Source organism: Tabrizicola sp. T46, assembly GCF_057219895.1.
This window is the reverse complement of the sequence record NZ_JBXVVV010000001.1, coordinates 349,671-364,930: the sequence shown is the minus strand read 5'-3', so window position 1 is coordinate 364,930 and position 15,260 is coordinate 349,671. Positions and strand designations below refer to the sequence as shown.

Sequence of the window (15,260 nt, the reverse complement as noted above, 5' to 3'; positions counted from 1 at the left end):
TCTGGACCCGGTCGGAAGCGGAGAGCAGGCCTCACCTGCGTCCGCAGCTGGTCTGGCGGTATTGATGGCGACGACGGCGCTGCTGTGGCAGAATGGACGGTATCAGACAGCGCGGAATGACGGGTCCGGTTGCAGCGGGCCAATTGCGAAACGGGGAAACGGAGAGGGACCATGATCAAGCCTGGGATCTATCGCTGGAACGGAGCCACGGACGGAATCGACCACCTCTACGAGGTGATCGGCGTGGCACTGGACACCGTTCACAAGGAAGGAGAGGTCCTCGATGCGCAGAAGCATGTGACACAGTTCATGGAAACCGTCGTCTACCGCGCGACCTACAAGATCGACGAACCTTTGCTCATCAGCCAGTTCGGCCCCTTTCCGATGTTCACCCGGACGCTTGAAAGCTTCAACGAGGTGATCGACCTGCCCAACGGCGAGAAGGGTCCGCGGTTCAGCTATGTCGGGCCGGTGCCGGCCGACACCTCCAGTCCGGGCTGAAGTCAGGCGGACGCCAGCTCTTCGGCGAGCCTAGCGCAAAGCGCAAGACCTGCTGCTTCGGCCCTTCGGCCGATCCGTTCCAGTTCGATCTCGGCCGCGGAACTGCGTCCGTTGGCCATGGTGCGGGCAAGGTCAATGTAGAGGGCCGACCAGCCAAGCGGCTCGGGCGCCGTGAAGGCAGTGAGCCGCGCTGCATAGGCCTGAGCCACCGTCCAGTCGCCGGCAAGGAGACTGGCCTCGATCGCATCGCGGTAGAACCACAGGTGATTGTGGCTGACGCAGCCCATTTCCAGAAGCGCCGAACCCCGAGCCAGGGCTTCCTGCCTGACTTCGACGCGCTGCGCAGCAAGGGCCAGCGTGCCAAGCGACCAAGGGCCGGCAAAAGCACGCGCGGCGTCGTTCTCGAGGCTGATCTCGACCGCTTCGCGAGCGAGGCGTTCGGCCTTCTGGGTTTGACCGGCGATGCGGCAGAGCCGGGACTGGAAGCTCAGGCATTCCGGCAGGAAACGCCGGGCCCCCAGCCGCTCAACAAGATGCGAGGCGGCCTCGGCCTCGGCTTCGGCCTCACTCAGTCGCAGCATCTCGATCAGGGCCGGTGCGGCTGCCGTGCGGGCGACCAACTCGGCGCGCGCCTGCCGCGAGACGGTCGAAGCCCGGATCGCCTCGGCGCAGTCGTCTGCAGCGTCCTTGGGCTGGCCGCAGTAGAAGGCGGTGAGGCCACGCAGCGCGAGGTTGGGGTTGGCGAACTGCAGCAGGCTGTTCTGGCGGCACCGGTCGACGCATTCGCTGAAATGGTCATGCGCCGTGGACATGCGACCGCGGGCATACTCGGCGTCACCGAGACCGCTCAGTGCCTTGACCTCAAGCTCGATAGATCCGGCGATTTTCGCCAGCCGCAGCGACTGGCGTTGCTCATCAAGACATGCCTCGACCTGTCCGCGCGGGAAATGCAGGTCGCCGCGCCGTCCGTGGATCTGGGCCAGCGCCTTCATCAGCGCCTGACGCTCGGCGATTGCTTGGGCCAGGTCCAGAAGGGCCATGGCCTGATCGGCCTCGGAGGCGTCCCGCATGCTTTCGACCATTCCGATCAGCGCTTCGCAACGGCCTTCGTCATGCGGGGCGACGTCACGCGCGCGTGCATAGGCCTCGACCGACGCGGCACTCTGGCCGAGCGAGCGCAGGATCTGCCCATGGCAGCTGTGCAGATCGAACAGCATCTGGGCATCCTGCGCTATGCTGATAGCGCGCAGGACATATTCAAGCGCCTGCTGGTTGTGGTGAATTTCCTGCCGGCTGCGGGCAGCTTCGAGATAGACCGCAGGGGCGTCCGGGTCGCCAGCCTTGTCGAGGTGTTCTGCCGCCAGGCCGGTGTCGGTCTTGCGATAGTAGCCGGCGGCGGCCTTGTGCAGCTGCCGCGCGGTCGACCGGACCAGCGAGGAATAGGCCCCGTCCCGGATCAGCGAATGCGAGAAACGGTAGCCGCCACCATCAGGCCGGATCAACTGGCCCTCGATCAACTGGCGCGGGTCGTACTCGGGCATGCCCGAGACATGCCGGAGCGCATCAAGATTGAAGACCTGACCGATTGCAGACGCAGCCTGCAAAGCCGCGCGATCGGGGGCCGAAAGACGATCCATCCGGGAAAGAATCAGACTTTGAATCGTCGCCGGCAGGGCCATGCGGTCCTGTAACTGGATCGAGCGCAGGAGCTGTTCCAGGAACAATGGGTTGCCGTCGGCCCGCGCTACGCATTCCTCGACCATCGGCGAGGGATCGGACATGAGCTGGAGGGCCAGCCGCTGGCTGTCCGAACGGCTGAGCGGTGCGAGGTTGATCTCTACCAGCGGGACACCGTGTAGAAGGCCGCGCCAGGCGCCCTGAATCGGATCATTCTCGATCCGTGTGCTCATCACCATGACGACTGGGGTTTCGGCGATATGCTCCAGGAGGTACAGGAGGTAATCCAGCGTCACCTGGTGAGCCCATTGCAGGTCGTCCACGAAGATCAGCAGCGGCGCACGTCGGCTGGTTCTGACGACAAGGTTTGCGAGCGTTGATTTCTTGCCTTCCCAGCGCGTGCGATAATCCATCGCATCGAAGGCAGCCTTCTGGTCCTCGGGGATCGCTGCACCGACGAATTCATGCAGGAACAGAAGCTGTTCGGGGTCCACAAGGCGATCATCCTGAGCCCGCGTGACCGCCTTGAGACGGTCCTCGCTGCGGCTTTTCTCAGGCAGGCCAAGGAGGCTTCGCACCAGCATGCGTATTGCGTCCTGTCCCTCACCCGCCCCGAAATCGAGAATCTGCGCGCCATGCACCGAAAAACCCTGGCCGGTCGCGACCGCTGCGAATTCCTCGATCAGCCGTGTCTTGCCGACGCCCGCTTCTGCCCGGATCAGAACCGCCTCGCCGCGAAGCTGTTCAACCATCGCCGCGAGGATCGACCGGAACTGCCGGACATGGGAATCGCGGCCGACCATGGGCGTTCGCTGCCATTGCCGCCCAGCAAGATCGCTTTCCGTGACGCGCCAGGCCATAATGGGCTGGCCGTCAGGCTCGTCCGCGGCGACCATGACCTGTTCACAGGCAAGCTTGCCTTCGACCACAATGCGCACTGAATCGGAAATGAGCGTCTGGTTCGCCGGGCAGTTCTCTTGCAGCAGGGCCGCAAGGTTCACCGAGTCTCCGACGACAGTGTACTCTCGGCTGACACCTCCCACTGCACCCGCCAACACCTCGCCCGAGGCGATGCCGACGTGGATCGAGATTGGGGTGCCATCCTTCAGGACGAGTTTCCTTACCGCCGAATGAAGCTCGATGGCCGAACGAACAGCGCGCATCGGATCATCGCCATGTGCAACCGGCGCGCCGAAGAGAGCCATGACAGCATCACCGATATGCTTGTCGACCCGGCCGCCGAAGCTTTCGATCACACTGTCGGCAATCGCGAAATAGTCTTGCAGAAGCGCATGCGCATCCTCGGGGTCCAGCGACTTCGATATCTCGGTGAAGCCACTTATGTCGGCGAACAGGATCGTGACCTGCCGTCGTTCGTTGCGGGCATCCTCGCTGGCGACCGGGGGCAGCGGCGGACGCGAAGGCGCGGCCTCGGTCGCCGGTCGTGGCGGAGGAACTGTCGGCCGCGCCGTCCTGGTTGGATCCGCCGGTTGAACAGCGCCGAGGGCCGCACCGCATCCGCCGCAAAAACGGTCATCGGGATCATTGTTGAACCCGCACTCTCCGCAGGCCACCTCAAGCCCGGCACCGCACGATGCGCAGAACTTGCGCCCCTTGCGGTTCTCGGTCTTGCACTGACCACAGATCATGGTCGCCTCATCCCATGTCCCCCGGCGTTCTTGCCATTGTCAAAGCACCCGATAGACATCGTAGATCGGACCGCTTTTCTCGCGGTGGCACCCGACGCCCACGGCCAGCATGCCGTTAAGCGCGGCATGGCGCGGCGCGTCGGTCTGAAACCTGGGCGTGATCCGGAAATATGCCTCGCCCGGGTCATGGGGCGTGCCGACCGCCCGGGCCGGAGGTGGGGTGCCAGACGGCAAGCGAAGGCTGACCCCGGTGTAGGACATGCGGATCGGGTGGTCGGGATCGTCCTCGGGCAGGATCAGAAGCGTGCAGTCAAGGAGCACCAGCCCTGAAGCCGTTATCGTGCTGAGATCGCCGCCAGCTTGTGAGACCGCGCCCGAAAGGCCGGGCCCCGTCACGGTTCCGCCCGTGATGGGAACGACGACAAGATCGCCGTCGGGCATCTTGGACAGCTTTAGCGGGGGGGTGGTCTCGATGACGATGCGAAACAGGTATTCTGTCGCGAGCGGCATCTGCGGCAGCGGGGGCAAGGCATCCGTCATCGGCTGGCCTCGGGAGGACGGAAGTTCGGGGCATAGGTCCGGCCTGCCGCGTCGCCGGGAATCGGGGTCTGCATCAGCTTGCGCGCCGGTTCCTGCATGGTGAACATCGTTCCGATCGCTGCGACAAGATGCCCCTGATCGCCGGTCGCCCAGAGATCGTGCAACTGCTGAAGAAGCAGGGCGTAGGCGCCGTCGAACTCGGCCAGGAGGGCCGCCACAGCTGGCGGAGCCTTGGCCGGGTCATGGCCGCCGCGAGGAACCTCGGCCACGGGCCAGACCTCGGGCCAGGCGACCGGGTCCCCGGTAAACCCCCAGAGGCCGTTCTCCGGTAGAAGTCCGATCCCCTTGCCCTCATGGATCTCAAGGAAGCGGTAGAAATGCGCCAGTTCCGGCTTGCCGGTGACCTTGTCCATGCCTTGATGCGGGTTCATAGCCGTGCCTTCGCCCTGATGGCGGATCATCGATATCGCGTCCTTGACTTCGGGCAGGCTGCGCACCGCATACCACGACAGTGGCCCAGAGATCTGCCGGTCGGTCGACAGATCGGGCTTCAGCGTCTGAAATGCCGCAAGGATGCAATCATAAAAGGCACCGATCCCTGCCGCGCCATCCTCGGCCGGATCAAGCTCTGCAGCCTGCATCAGTTCGGCGGTTTCCTTTGAGAGGTCGGCCTCGGGCCGCTCGATCGTCATGAAGGCCTTGACCACCTCGCGCGTGAGTCCTGATAGCCCGACCCGAAGCGAGGGGTGGACTCCCCCCGGCAACGGTCCGGGATAGACCGGCGGGAAGTTTGCGCTAAGAAGCGGTGGCGTTCCTCCGATGGCGACCAGCATGTTGCAGGCCAATGCCATGTGCAGCATCTCTTCCTGCACGATGCCGCGGATCGCCAGAGCGACGGGTGTGCTCTGGTCCTTGATCGACCAGAGCGCGGTCAGATAGGGCGGGATAGTCGAGAACTCCAGCTGGATCGCGGTTTCCAGCGCCCGGTGCAGCCAGTCCATCTGCGCCGCGCGGCCAGCCTGCGCGTCGACGGCCCATTCTTCTACCAGGCTCCCGACATGCGGGGTTGACTGATCCATGTGCGTTGCAGTCATGCTACCGTCTCCGCCTTGAGAGACGAGGCGCGTGCCCCGGTGGTCGCCTGCCCGCCGTCAAGATGATCGGCCAGCCGGAAGGCCATGGCGACCAGGGTCAGCGTCGGGTTCACCGCGCCGACCGACGGGAAGACAGCGTTCGAAAGCACGAAGAGATTCTCCATCCCGTGCACGCGCAGATCGCCATCGGTCACACCCTGGTCGGGTGTCGCGGCCATCCGGCAGGTGCCCGATGCGTGATAGCCCGCAGCCCCTTCGATGCTGGTCGTGACCGTGGGGTAGGCGGGCATCGCCGTGAAGAACTTCTTCATCTCATCAAGGCGCTTGTGCGCGTTCTCTTCGAAGCCCCTTGCCCGATTGTAGGTGATCCGCATCGGCGCGCGCATGAAGGCGTCCGGTGCGCCCGGAGCAATCTCTACACGGTTGAAGTAGGATCCGGCTTCTTCGATGAATGCGGACAGGCCCAGCGTTCTTGGTCCCGTGGCCACTGCATCGATCTCAGAGCGGGTCATTCCATTCTGCATCAAACGTTCCCATTTCTGGCCGGGGGTCGTTTCGAATCGGAACATGAAGATCTTGCCCGTCGACTGCCGCGTCTCATCGTCGTATGCGCGTGACATGAGGGTCGGAAAGCCGAACTCGCTGGTCATCTTTTCCGGGTTGGAAAGTGAAACCCCTGTCACCGACAGGAAGGAATGGGAGACGAGATAGCGACCGAGAAGGTCGTAGTTGTTGCCGATGCCGGCAGAATGGCCCGGCCCACGCGAGGCCATCAGGAGCTTGGGCGATTCGTAAGCACCCGCGCAGACAATGACGGTTTCCGCCTCGACCTGACGCAGGGTCATTGTCGTTCGGTCCAGGTATTCAGCACCACTGACCCGTTTTTCGCCGTCCAGCAGAAGGCGCGTGACAGCGGCCCCGGTGCGCAGCTCGAAATTCGGAAACTGGCCCGCCTCGAGCTCCTCGGCGATGTATTGGGCGTTGAACCGGGCGCCGAGCGGGCAGTAGCGACAGGTGCCCGTCGTCATGCACTGGCGGTATCGCGCGAGCGGCATCTTGCCATGCTTCACGCCGAGAGCATCGAATGCGTTGCGGAATTCGACATCGGCCTGCAGGACCGGGTAGGCGGGCATGGGCAGCGGGCGGCTAGGGGGGTGGACCCAAGGGTCATCGCCGCCGACGTACATGAAGTCTTCGGCCTGGCAATAGTAGCTTTCCAGCGTCTCGTAATCGACCAGCCAGTCCCCACCGGTGCCTGTATTCGTCCAAAGGTGGAAGTCCTCGGGTTTCAAGCGAAGGGACCAGCCACCCCAGTGCATCGTCGTGCCACCCAGGGCGGCGATGCGGGTGGCGTGCACCTGCCAGTCCATCGCGGTTGAAGTGGAGCTGGCGGGATCATCGTAAGTGTAGTCGTAAGGCAGCCTGCCCGTGGTGACATAGTCCCACCAAAGCGACCGGTCGCGGGCGGGAATCCGGTCGCCCGCCTCGAGCATGAGGATGTTGGCCGATGGCGTCTTTTCCAAAAGCCGCTTCGCCAAGGCGACAGCCGCCACCCCCGAGCCGACCAGAAGCAGGTCGGTCTGGTCCTTCTTCATGGCGTGCCTCCCGGATGTGGCGGGTCGATGGGACGGGCGATCGCGTTCACCTGGTCATAGCGGGACCCGCCGAGGAAGCCGTTGTAGTTCCAGCCGCCGAATTGCCGGAAGCCCCCGCCGACGATCAGCACGGCGATGAATTCGTCCACGACATAATGCTTGGCATGGAGGAGCGGCGTGTCCAGCTTGGGGGCAGATCCGGGAGCTGCACGGGAAGGCGCAAACAGGAGCTTCTGCAGGGCCGTCGCCGTGTCGGCGGAAGGCTGTGCGGCTTCGAGCTCCTGAACGATGTTCAACGCGTTCTCGTATTCCCCGACATAACTCGTCAGTCCGCTGGCCTTCGTCGGCATTGCCCGCAAGTGAACATGTTCGGCCCAAGTCGAGCGGATATGCGTTGCACTGTGGGCGAACGGGTCATTCGGATCGGCCCGGTCAAGTTGCCAGGTCGTGTAGATGGCGGTTGCGATCTTCCAGAGCCCCTCGAGTTCCGAGGGTTTCAGAAGACGAGGCTGCCAGGCAATCTGGCTGTTGCCGAGGCATGAGCGCTCGTACCAGGGTTTGGTCAAGGCCGTCCTTCCCTTCTCTCTGTGCCACGCGGCACGGGCCCCGGTGAAATCTTTAACTGGGAGGAAGGTAAGGCAATTTCCGGTATTCTGTCGACTCCTGCTTTCCCGGATTGCGCCTTGCCCAATGCCTTTGCCTGCTTTGCGGCAATTGACCAAACAGAAGCATTGACCCTGAGGTTTCCTGCCTGTCATCTTCGGATCATCAATCTGCGCGAGGTCACATGCCTGCCATTGTCAAGGCCACTGCTTTCTCGAACGATCAGGTCGGCTACCTTGCTTGGAAGCTGGATGTCGAGCTTCTGCCCGGCTGCCTTGGCTTTCATATCGTGAGAGAGCTTCTTGATCCGGAGGGCAAGGTCACGAAGGAAGCCCCGCTGACCACCTTCGTCGCCTTCGAAACCCAGAAGAACACGGACTGGCTACCGCAGAATACCAGCGTCTGGCCGGTGCAAAAGCTGAACTGGCGCGACCTTGGCCTGCGGAAGTTCTGCGACGACAACGGTGCCGTACCGATTGGAACGCGGGTGCGCTATCGCATCAGGGCCGTGGGCGACCTTCAGCCCGGCCTTGAACCGGTTCCCGTGGTTATCCAGCAGCATTTCAACCCCAAAAGCAAGGTGCTCGAGGACAATGCCTATCAGGGAACCCCACGCCCGCTGGGCTTTCTGACCGATCCGGCATGGACCAATCCGATCGAGGTCACCGTGCACCACCCGCCCTTCCGGGTTGCGTTCAACAATGGGATCCTCGCTACCCAGTTCATGACCCAGGTCGGCGACGAAGCGAAGGCAGCCGGTGGAAAACTTGATCTGGAGGTTTCGCTACGGGACCCCAACGACAAGTTTCGCCGATACATGGCGGGTAACGTGCTGCACTTGATGCACGATATGTTTGAAACAACCGACAGCGGCCGGTTCAAGATCGCGCTCTATGAGTTGGATGATGACGAATTAGTGCCGCTTCTGGAAAAGCACGCCGCCCGTATTGACCTGATCCTTGCGAATGCCGGCAGCAAGAACAAGAAATCCCCGACGGCTTTCGACGGACGCAACTGCACGGCGCGTGCAAGATTGCAGGCAATTGCGGACTCGTCTGAAAACCAAGCTGCCAAGCCAGACCGCCAGTTTCGGCTTATCAATCGGCTTTTCGATGGTCGCGCGCATATTGGTCATAACAAGTTTGTCGTGCACCTGTCAGACACTGGAGACGCGATGCGTGTCCTGACCGGATCAACCAACTGGACGTGGACTGGCGCCACAGCAGAAACGAACAACTGCATCATTATCGAGGATCCGACCATTGCGAATGGCTTTGCTACCTACTGGCAGTACCTGCTGGAGGATTCGACCTCGCAACCCGTGCAAACCTCTGCCACCTGTGTTCTCGCCAATCAGAAGGATCCCTTGAAGAGGGCGAACCAGAAGCCTGTAAGCAGTACGCTTCCGGACGGGACCACGATCTCGACATGGTTCTCGCCTAACGTGATCGGCAAGAATGCTCCGCCGCCCAAAGCACAGGAGCAAGTCGCGCCTCCCGACATGGCGCAGCTGTTCGAGCTGATTTCGCGGGCGCAGAAGGCGGTGTTCTTCCTCGTCTTTGACCCGTCGAAGGGTGGCGACAATTCGATCGTCACACAGGCGGTCGAGCTTGGTCTGGCCAATCCTGCGTTGACCGTTCTCGGCGCGGTCTCCAGCAGCCAGGCGATGTTCGACAAAAGCGACGACCACCGAAAGGTCAGTGGCGACAAGGCGCAGGACTGGACGCCCTTCATTTTCCAGCAGGACGGCGTCTCGGTCATCTGTGCCACTGCGCTTGCGGACCAGGCGATTGCCGGATCGCTGGGAGATTTCAAGTTCGAAGAGCATCTGACACCCGGTGGCGTGGGAGCCATCATCCATGACAAGGTCATGGTGATTGATCCGATGGACCCGAAAAACTGCGTTGTCGCTTTCGGCAGCCACAACCTTGGCTACAAGGCGTCCTACAGCAACGATGAGAACCTGACGATCGTCACGGGGCATCAGGCGCTTGCCCTGGCCTATACCGCCCATGTCCTCGACGTGTATGACCACTACCGGTTCCGTGCCAAGCAGAACGAGAAGGCACCACCCAAGGGGGAGGTGGGCGGTGCTCCACCGCCGGGCGGGCCGGGTTTCGACGGTTTCCTGAGCCTTTCGCCGGACTGGCAGAAGACGGCGGGCCGACGGCTTTCGGAATACCTGTTGGGCTGATCCCCAGCTGCGGGCGCGCGACGCCCGGCTTGCGGTCGTTGAGGTGCGCAGCTAAACGGGGCGAAACCTGAAAGGGGGGCCCATGGCCATTGACATCGACACCGCGCGCAAGGTGGCAAAGCTTGCGCGGATCCGCGTGGATGAGGCGGATCTGCCGAAGCTGGCCGGGCAGCTTTCGGGCATCCTCGGCTTCATGGAACAGCTGAACGAGGTGGACGTGACCGGGGTAGAGCCGATGGTCAGCGTGACGCCAATGCGGCTGAAGCGGCGGGCGGATGTGGTCACCGACGGGAATATCCAGGGCCAGGTCCTGAAGAACGCGCCCGACGCGCGCGAAGGGTTCTTTGCCGTGCCGAAGGTGGTGGAATGAGCGCGAACCGGTGGACCATCGCGGCGGCGCGGGATGCCCTGCGGAAGGGCGAGATTTCGGCGGTCGACCTGACCATGTCCTGCCTGACGGCGATGGATGCGGGCGATGACCTGAATGCCTTCGTCTGGAAGACGCCGGAGCTTGCCCTTGATCAGGCCCGGGCGGCGGATGCGCGGCTGAAGGCCGGCGATGCCCCGGCGATGTGCGGCATTCCCCTTGGGATCAAGGACCTGTTCTGCACGAAAGGCGTGCCGAGCCAGGCCGCGTCGAACATCCTGAAGGGGTTCCGGCCGGAGTATGAGTCGACCGTCACCGCGCAGCTATTCGATGCGGGCGCGGTCATGCTGGGCAAGCTGAACATGGACGAATTCGCGATGGGTTCGTCGAACGAGACCAGTTGCTACGGCAACGCGGTGAACCCGTGGCGGCGGCAGGGGTCGAACGTGCAGCTGACGCCGGGCGGGTCCTCGGGTGGGTCGGCGGCGGCTGTGGCGGCGGACCTGTGCCTTGCGGCGACGGGGACGGATACCGGCGGGTCGATCCGGCAGCCGGCGGCCTTTACCGGGATCGTCGGGATCAAGCCGACCTATGGCCGCGTCAGCCGCTGGGGGATCGTCGCCTTTGCCTCGAGCCTCGATCAGGCGGGGCCGATGACGAAGACCGTCCGCGATGCGGCGATCATGCTGGGGGCGATGGCGGGGCATGACCCGAAGGATTCCACCTCGGCGGATATCCCGGTGCCGGATTTCGAGGCGGCGCTGACCGGGGACATCCGGGGCAAGGTCATCGGGATCCCGAAGGAATACCGGATGGACGGGATGCCGGGCGAGATCGAGGCGCTCTGGGCGCGCGGGATCGAGATGATGAAGGACGCAGGCGCCGTGGTGCGGGACATCAGCCTGCCCCATACGAAATACGCGCTGCCTGCCTATTACGTCATCGCGCCCGCCGAGGCGTCGTCGAACCTCGCCCGCTATGACGGGGTGCGCTACGGCCACCGGGCGAAGCTCGCCCAGGGCGACGGGATCACCGAGATGTACGAAAAGACCCGCGCCGAAGGCTTTGGGCCCGAGGTGCAGCGCCGGGTGATGGTGGGGACCTATGTGCTGTCCGCCGGGTTCTATGATGCCTATTACAACCGCGCGCGGAAGGTCCGGGCGCTGATCAAGCGCGACTTCGAGACGGTCTTCGATGCCGGGGTCGATGCGATCCTGACGCCGGCGACCCCAAGCGCCGCCTTCGGGCTGGGCGAGATGGCGGATGCCGATCCGGTGCAGATGTATCTCAACGACGTCTTCACGGTGACGGTGAACCTGGCCGGGTTGCCGGGCATCGCGGTCCCCGTCGGTCTTGACGGACAGGGGCTGCCGCTGGGGCTTCAGATGATCGGGCGTCCCTGGGACGAGGCGGGACTTCTGAATCTTGCACAAGTGCTTGAAGCGCGCGCCGGTTTTGTGGCCAAGCCGGAAAAATGGTGGTAAGGGGGCCAAAATCACCCTGTCGAGGCATTGATGAGCCGCTTCTCCCTCTGGTCCGCTGTCGGTGTCGTTTCGGCGGCTTTTGTCGCAGGATGTGCACCGCCGCCGCCGGTTGACACGGGCGCAGGCGTCGGCTTCCAGGACTACAACAGCTATATCCGCGGCAGTGCGCCGCCCCCCCCGCCGACGGGTCCCGTGGTGGTGCCTCCGATCGGTGGCGCCTTCGATCCGGCGGCCGCTGCGGCGGCCATAGACCGCGCCGAAGGTGTGTCGCCGGTGGCCCCCGTGGCTGCGGTCACGCCGGCCCCTCTGCCGCCGACGAGCCTGGACCCGGCCCGTCCGCGTGGAAGCGCCCCGGCCGGAATCCAAGAGGAATCGGGCGAGGTTGCCGGCAATGTCGGTATTTCGGACGAGCAGGATTTCAACGCGGTGGCGGCGCGCGAGACGATCGAAAGCGATGCTGAGCGGATCGCGCGGAACCGGGCCGAATACGTCGTCGTCGAACCGGGTGCCCTGCCGCAGCGGCCGGGCGACACCGGGCCGAATATCGTGGAGTTCGCGCTTGCCACCAACCATGCGCCGGGGGTGCAGCTCTATCGCCGTGGCGGGATCGCGCTGCGGGATCAGGATGCGGCCTGCGCCAAATTTGCCTCTCCGGATCAGGCGCAGCAGGAGTTCCTGGAACGCGGTGGCCCCGAGCGTGACCGTCTGGGTGTCGATCCGGACGGCGACGGCTTTGCCTGTTCCTGGGACCCGCGCCCGTTCCGCACCGCGCTGCAGTGAGCCTGACGCACCCGTCGCCGAACTTCGGGGACCGGCGGGGCAGGCGGGTCGAACTGGTGGTGCTGCATTATACCGTGCTTGATTGCGCCGCGGCGCTCGAGCGGCTGTGTGATCCGGCGGCCGAGGTTTCGGCGCATTACCTGATCGACGAAGACGGAACTCTTCTGACGCTGGTGGACGAAGGCGCGCGGGCCTGGCACGCAGGTGCCGGGTCTTGGGGCGGGAGGGACGACGTCAACTCGCGGTCGATCGGTATCGAACTGGCCAATCCCGGTGACCGGCCCTTTGCCGAACCGCAGATGGCGGCGCTTGAGCAGCTCTTGCGCGGGGTGATGGAGCGTCATGACCTTTCCCCTGCGGCGGTGATCGCGCATAGCGATATGGCCCCGGACCGCAAGGGCGACCCCGGGCCGCGCTTTGACTGGCGGCGGCTGGCCCTGGAGGGGCTGTCGGTCTGGCCCGGGCAGGTGGCGGAGACCCCCCCACCCAATCCCTCCCCCACGCGGGGGGAGGGAAGTGCAGACTCGGATGCGGCGCGTTTCCTGGCCGACCTTGCCGCCTTCGGTTATCCTTCCTGCCCGCCGGAGACGCTTCTGACCGCTTTCCGCCTTCGCTTTCGCCCCTGGGCGTCAGGGCCGCTCGATGCCACCGATTGCCGGCTTGCCGCCGGTTTGCGCCCCTTTGCAGTTGACGGCACGGCCCTCTCCTCCTAACTCGGGGGCGCGCGGAGGGCTGGATGACCGCGGGGCCGCGAGGCTTCGAGGAAAGTCCGGACTCCCGTTGGCAAGGGTGCCGGGTAACGCCCGGCGGGGGCAACCCCAGGGAAAGCGCCACAGAGAAGAGACTTCCTTTGTACGCAAGGGTAAAGGTGAAACGGTGGGGTAAGAGCCCACCGCGGGACGGGCAACCGGACCGGCACGGCAAGCCCCACCCGGAGCAATGCCAAATAGGGGCCTCGCGCGGGGGCCGGTCGGGCAACCGATACCGCCCGCAGGGACGCCAACGCCCGAGAGGCCCGGGTTGGCAGCTTGACCGCCGTGGCAACACGGTTGGCAGAGGAATGGTCATCCATGGGCGAAAGCCCGGGACAGAATCCGGCTTACAGGCTCTCCGCGCATGTTCCCTCGGGGTCGGGCGACCGATCACCTTCCCGTGTTGTTGATCTCCGTCAACGCTGATCCGTCCTGCATGTGCGTTCTTGATCAAGCGGGAAGCGCAGCAAGGCTTTCCGCCTGTACAGGAGGAATGGTCATGAAAGCGTTATCCATCATCGTGCTGCTTGGAATCGGTGCTGCCACGGGCGCGCTCGCCCAGGGACAGCCGGGCTGGGGCGGAGGGCCGGGCCAGGGCTGGTGGCAAGGCTGGGGCTGGGACATGGGTCCGGGCTATGGCATGGGTCAAGGTTACGGCATGGGGCCAGGCTACGGCATGGGTCCGGGCTCGGGCATGATGCAGGGTGGCGGACAAGGCTGGGGCATGGGTCCGGGCGGTGGCGGCCCGGGTGGCGCAGGTCCGGGCGGCATGGGACCTGGGATGATGATGGCCGGCCTTGATGCCGACCAGAGCGGCGATGTTTCGGCCGAAGAGGCCGCCGGCCATGCCGAAGCGATGTTCGCCCTGATGGACGCCAATGCCGACGGCGCCCTGGAAGCGGGTGAATTCGGTGGCGGTCGGATGGGCATGATGAACCCGCGGGGCATGATGCCCGGTATGGAAGACCGCCACGCCGCCCGCTTTGCGGGGAAAGATGGCGATGGTGACGGTAAGGTCACGATGGCCGAATTCCTGGCCGCCGAGAAGGCGCAGTATGAGGCTGCCGACAGCGACCGCGACGGCAAGGTGACGCCTTGGGAAATGCGCGCCGCGATGTGGCAATAAGGCCGCCGATAGCGGTTGACTCTGCCACGAAGACGGATAAAAGGCGGGCTTCAAGAATTCACCGGGGGCCCACGGATTCCCCGATGCAGGAGAGACGACCATGGCGAAGCCCGCCACTATCAAGATCCGCCTGAACTCGACCGCGGGCACCGGCCACTTCTACGTGACCAAGAAGAACGCCCGTACGATGACCGAAAAGATGGTCATCAAGAAGTACGATCCCGTGAAGCGGGAGCATGTCGAATACAAGGAAGGCAAGATCAAGTAACGATCTTCCTTTGTCCGGGTTCGGGGCCGCGCCACAAGCGCGGCCCTTTCCTTTTGCGCCGATCGCCCCAGTTAACGGGGATGATGCCGACACTGTCCTTGCGCAGGGCCTCGCCTGCCGACCTTTCGGCGGTCGATGCGCTGCTGGCGCGCAGCTATCCACGGCTTCTGGCGGCGGACTACCCGCCGTCGACGCTGGTTCTGGCCGTGCCCCGGATCATGCGGGCCCGGCCCGAGCTTCTGGCCTCGGGGACCTATTTCCTTGCGGAGGACCCCGAAGGCAGGGTGCTGGCGGCCGGTGGCTGGACGCGCGGCGGTCCTTCGCCCGGTGCGGCCTTGCCGGATACCGGCCATGTCCGTCACGTCGCGACCGACCCCGATGTTGCGCGGCGCGGGGTGGGTCGGGCGCTGATGACGCGGGTGATCCATGATGCGCGCGGGGCGGGGATGCTGTGGCTGAACTGCCTTTCCACCCGCACGGCGGTGCCGTTCTATACCGCGCTGGGGTTCCGCCCCTTGCACGAGGCCGAGGTCACGCTGGCGCCCGGCATCGTCTTTCCGGTCCTGCGGATGATGGCCGATCTTCGCCTGAGGTAAGGGCGCACCAAAAGAAAAGGGCCGGTCCGAAGAC

General features: G+C 64.4%; 14 protein-coding genes and 1 other RNA gene. 10 read left to right on the top strand and 5 right to left on the bottom strand.

Annotated elements, in window-relative coordinates:
- Positions 1 to 171 precede the first annotated feature (171 nt).
- Positions 172 to 501, top strand: a complete 330-nt coding sequence (locus AC2D9V_RS01885; protein ID WP_484712337.1) for a hypothetical protein — start codon at positions 172 to 174, stop codon at positions 499 to 501.
- A 2-nt stretch (positions 502 to 503) separates the two neighbouring features.
- Here AC2D9V_RS01885 and AC2D9V_RS01880 read toward each other — a convergent pair whose 3' ends face one another.
- From AC2D9V_RS01880 to AC2D9V_RS01860, 5 genes are read right to left on the bottom strand one after another with little or no spacing between them, the layout of a single operon-like run.
- A complete protein-coding gene (locus AC2D9V_RS01880) occupies positions 504 to 3,827 on the bottom strand; it encodes an adenylate/guanylate cyclase domain-containing protein (RefSeq protein ID WP_484712336.1) in 3,324 nt (1,107 codons plus the stop codon).
- A gap of 39 nt (positions 3,828 to 3,866) precedes the next feature.
- Positions 3,867 to 4,337: a DUF3237 domain-containing protein gene (locus AC2D9V_RS01875; RefSeq protein ID WP_484712335.1), complete on the bottom strand. Its 471-nt coding sequence runs from the start codon at positions 4,335 to 4,337 to the stop codon at positions 3,867 to 3,869.
- 26 nt (positions 4,338 to 4,363) lie between these two features.
- Positions 4,364 to 5,461, bottom strand: coding sequence for a ferritin-like domain-containing protein (locus AC2D9V_RS01870; RefSeq protein ID WP_484712334.1), 1,098 nt, complete (start codon positions 5,459 to 5,461; stop codon positions 4,364 to 4,366).
- Complete coding sequence (locus AC2D9V_RS01865) at positions 5,458 to 7,056, bottom strand: GMC family oxidoreductase (RefSeq protein WP_484712333.1); 1,599 nt, start codon at positions 7,054 to 7,056, stop codon at positions 5,458 to 5,460. Before AC2D9V_RS01865 ends, AC2D9V_RS01870 begins: the two co-directional genes overlap by 4 nt.
- On the bottom strand, positions 7,053 to 7,622 hold the full coding sequence (locus AC2D9V_RS01860; RefSeq protein ID WP_484712332.1) for a hypothetical protein: 570 nt from the start codon (positions 7,620 to 7,622) through the stop codon (positions 7,053 to 7,055). The genes AC2D9V_RS01865 and AC2D9V_RS01860 overlap by 4 nt, the downstream gene beginning before the upstream one ends.
- Before the next feature lie 221 nt (positions 7,623 to 7,843).
- On the opposite strand from AC2D9V_RS01860, the gene AC2D9V_RS01855 reads away from it, so the two are divergent.
- From AC2D9V_RS01855 to AC2D9V_RS01815, 9 genes are all read left to right on the top strand, one after another.
- On the top strand, positions 7,844 to 9,853 hold the full coding sequence (locus AC2D9V_RS01855; RefSeq protein ID WP_484712331.1) for a phospholipase D-like domain-containing protein: 2,010 nt from the start codon (positions 7,844 to 7,846) through the stop codon (positions 9,851 to 9,853).
- Positions 9,854 to 9,935: 82 nt separating this feature from the next.
- Positions 9,936 to 10,223: an Asp-tRNA(Asn)/Glu-tRNA(Gln) amidotransferase subunit GatC gene (gene gatC / locus AC2D9V_RS01850; protein ID WP_484712330.1), complete on the top strand. Its 288-nt coding sequence runs from the start codon at positions 9,936 to 9,938 to the stop codon at positions 10,221 to 10,223.
- Positions 10,220 to 11,704, top strand: a complete 1,485-nt coding sequence (gene gatA, locus AC2D9V_RS01845; RefSeq protein WP_484712329.1) for an Asp-tRNA(Asn)/Glu-tRNA(Gln) amidotransferase subunit GatA — start codon at positions 10,220 to 10,222, stop codon at positions 11,702 to 11,704. Before gatC ends, gatA begins: the two co-directional genes overlap by 4 nt.
- Before the next feature lie 30 nt (positions 11,705 to 11,734).
- Complete coding sequence (locus AC2D9V_RS01840) at positions 11,735 to 12,484, top strand: hypothetical protein (RefSeq protein WP_484712328.1); 750 nt, start codon at positions 11,735 to 11,737, stop codon at positions 12,482 to 12,484.
- A complete protein-coding gene (locus tag AC2D9V_RS01835) occupies positions 12,481 to 13,197 on the top strand; it encodes an N-acetylmuramoyl-L-alanine amidase (RefSeq protein WP_484712327.1) in 717 nt (238 codons plus the stop codon). The genes AC2D9V_RS01840 and AC2D9V_RS01835 overlap by 4 nt, the downstream gene beginning before the upstream one ends.
- A gap of 11 nt (positions 13,198 to 13,208) precedes the next feature.
- Positions 13,209 to 13,602, top strand: an RNA gene (gene rnpB / locus AC2D9V_RS01830) — RNase P RNA component class A.
- Between the two features lie 133 nt (positions 13,603 to 13,735).
- A complete protein-coding gene (locus AC2D9V_RS01825; protein ID WP_484712326.1) occupies positions 13,736 to 14,362 on the top strand; it encodes an EF-hand domain-containing protein in 627 nt (208 codons plus the stop codon).
- Between the two features lie 100 nt (positions 14,363 to 14,462).
- On the top strand, positions 14,463 to 14,630 hold the full coding sequence (gene rpmG / locus AC2D9V_RS01820; RefSeq protein WP_135448918.1) for a 50S ribosomal protein L33: 168 nt from the start codon (positions 14,463 to 14,465) through the stop codon (positions 14,628 to 14,630).
- 83 nt (positions 14,631 to 14,713) lie between these two features.
- Entirely contained in the window at positions 14,714 to 15,226 is a 513-nt protein-coding gene (locus AC2D9V_RS01815) for a GNAT family N-acetyltransferase (protein ID WP_484712325.1), read from the top strand.
- Positions 15,227 to 15,260: the final 34 nt, after the last annotated feature.

Excerpts from the sequence above, each read along its gene's own strand:
- AC2D9V_RS01885 (WP_484712337.1), top strand. The coding sequence starts at position 172 with ATGATCAAGCCTGGGATCTATCGCTGGAACGGAGCCACGGACGGAATC.
- AC2D9V_RS01880 (WP_484712336.1), bottom strand. The coding sequence starts at position 3,827 with ATGATCTGTGGTCAGTGCAAGACCGAGAACCGCAAGGGGCGCAAGTTC.
- AC2D9V_RS01875 (WP_484712335.1), bottom strand. The coding sequence starts at position 4,337 with ATGCCGCTCGCGACAGAATACCTGTTTCGCATCGTCATCGAGACCACC.
- AC2D9V_RS01870 (WP_484712334.1), bottom strand. The coding sequence starts at position 5,461 with ATGACTGCAACGCACATGGATCAGTCAACCCCGCATGTCGGGAGCCTG.
- AC2D9V_RS01865 (WP_484712333.1), bottom strand. The coding sequence starts at position 7,056 with ATGAAGAAGGACCAGACCGACCTGCTTCTGGTCGGCTCGGGGGTGGCG.
- AC2D9V_RS01855 (WP_484712331.1), top strand. The coding sequence starts at position 7,844 with ATGCCTGCCATTGTCAAGGCCACTGCTTTCTCGAACGATCAGGTCGGC.
- gatC (WP_484712330.1), top strand. The coding sequence starts at position 9,936 with ATGGCCATTGACATCGACACCGCGCGCAAGGTGGCAAAGCTTGCGCGG.
- gatA (WP_484712329.1), top strand. The coding sequence starts at position 10,220 with ATGAGCGCGAACCGGTGGACCATCGCGGCGGCGCGGGATGCCCTGCGG.
- AC2D9V_RS01840 (WP_484712328.1), top strand. The coding sequence starts at position 11,735 with ATGAGCCGCTTCTCCCTCTGGTCCGCTGTCGGTGTCGTTTCGGCGGCT.
- AC2D9V_RS01825 (WP_484712326.1), top strand. The coding sequence starts at position 13,736 with ATGAAAGCGTTATCCATCATCGTGCTGCTTGGAATCGGTGCTGCCACG.
- rpmG (WP_135448918.1), top strand. The coding sequence starts at position 14,463 with ATGGCGAAGCCCGCCACTATCAAGATCCGCCTGAACTCGACCGCGGGC.
- AC2D9V_RS01815 (WP_484712325.1), top strand. The coding sequence starts at position 14,714 with ATGCCGACACTGTCCTTGCGCAGGGCCTCGCCTGCCGACCTTTCGGCG.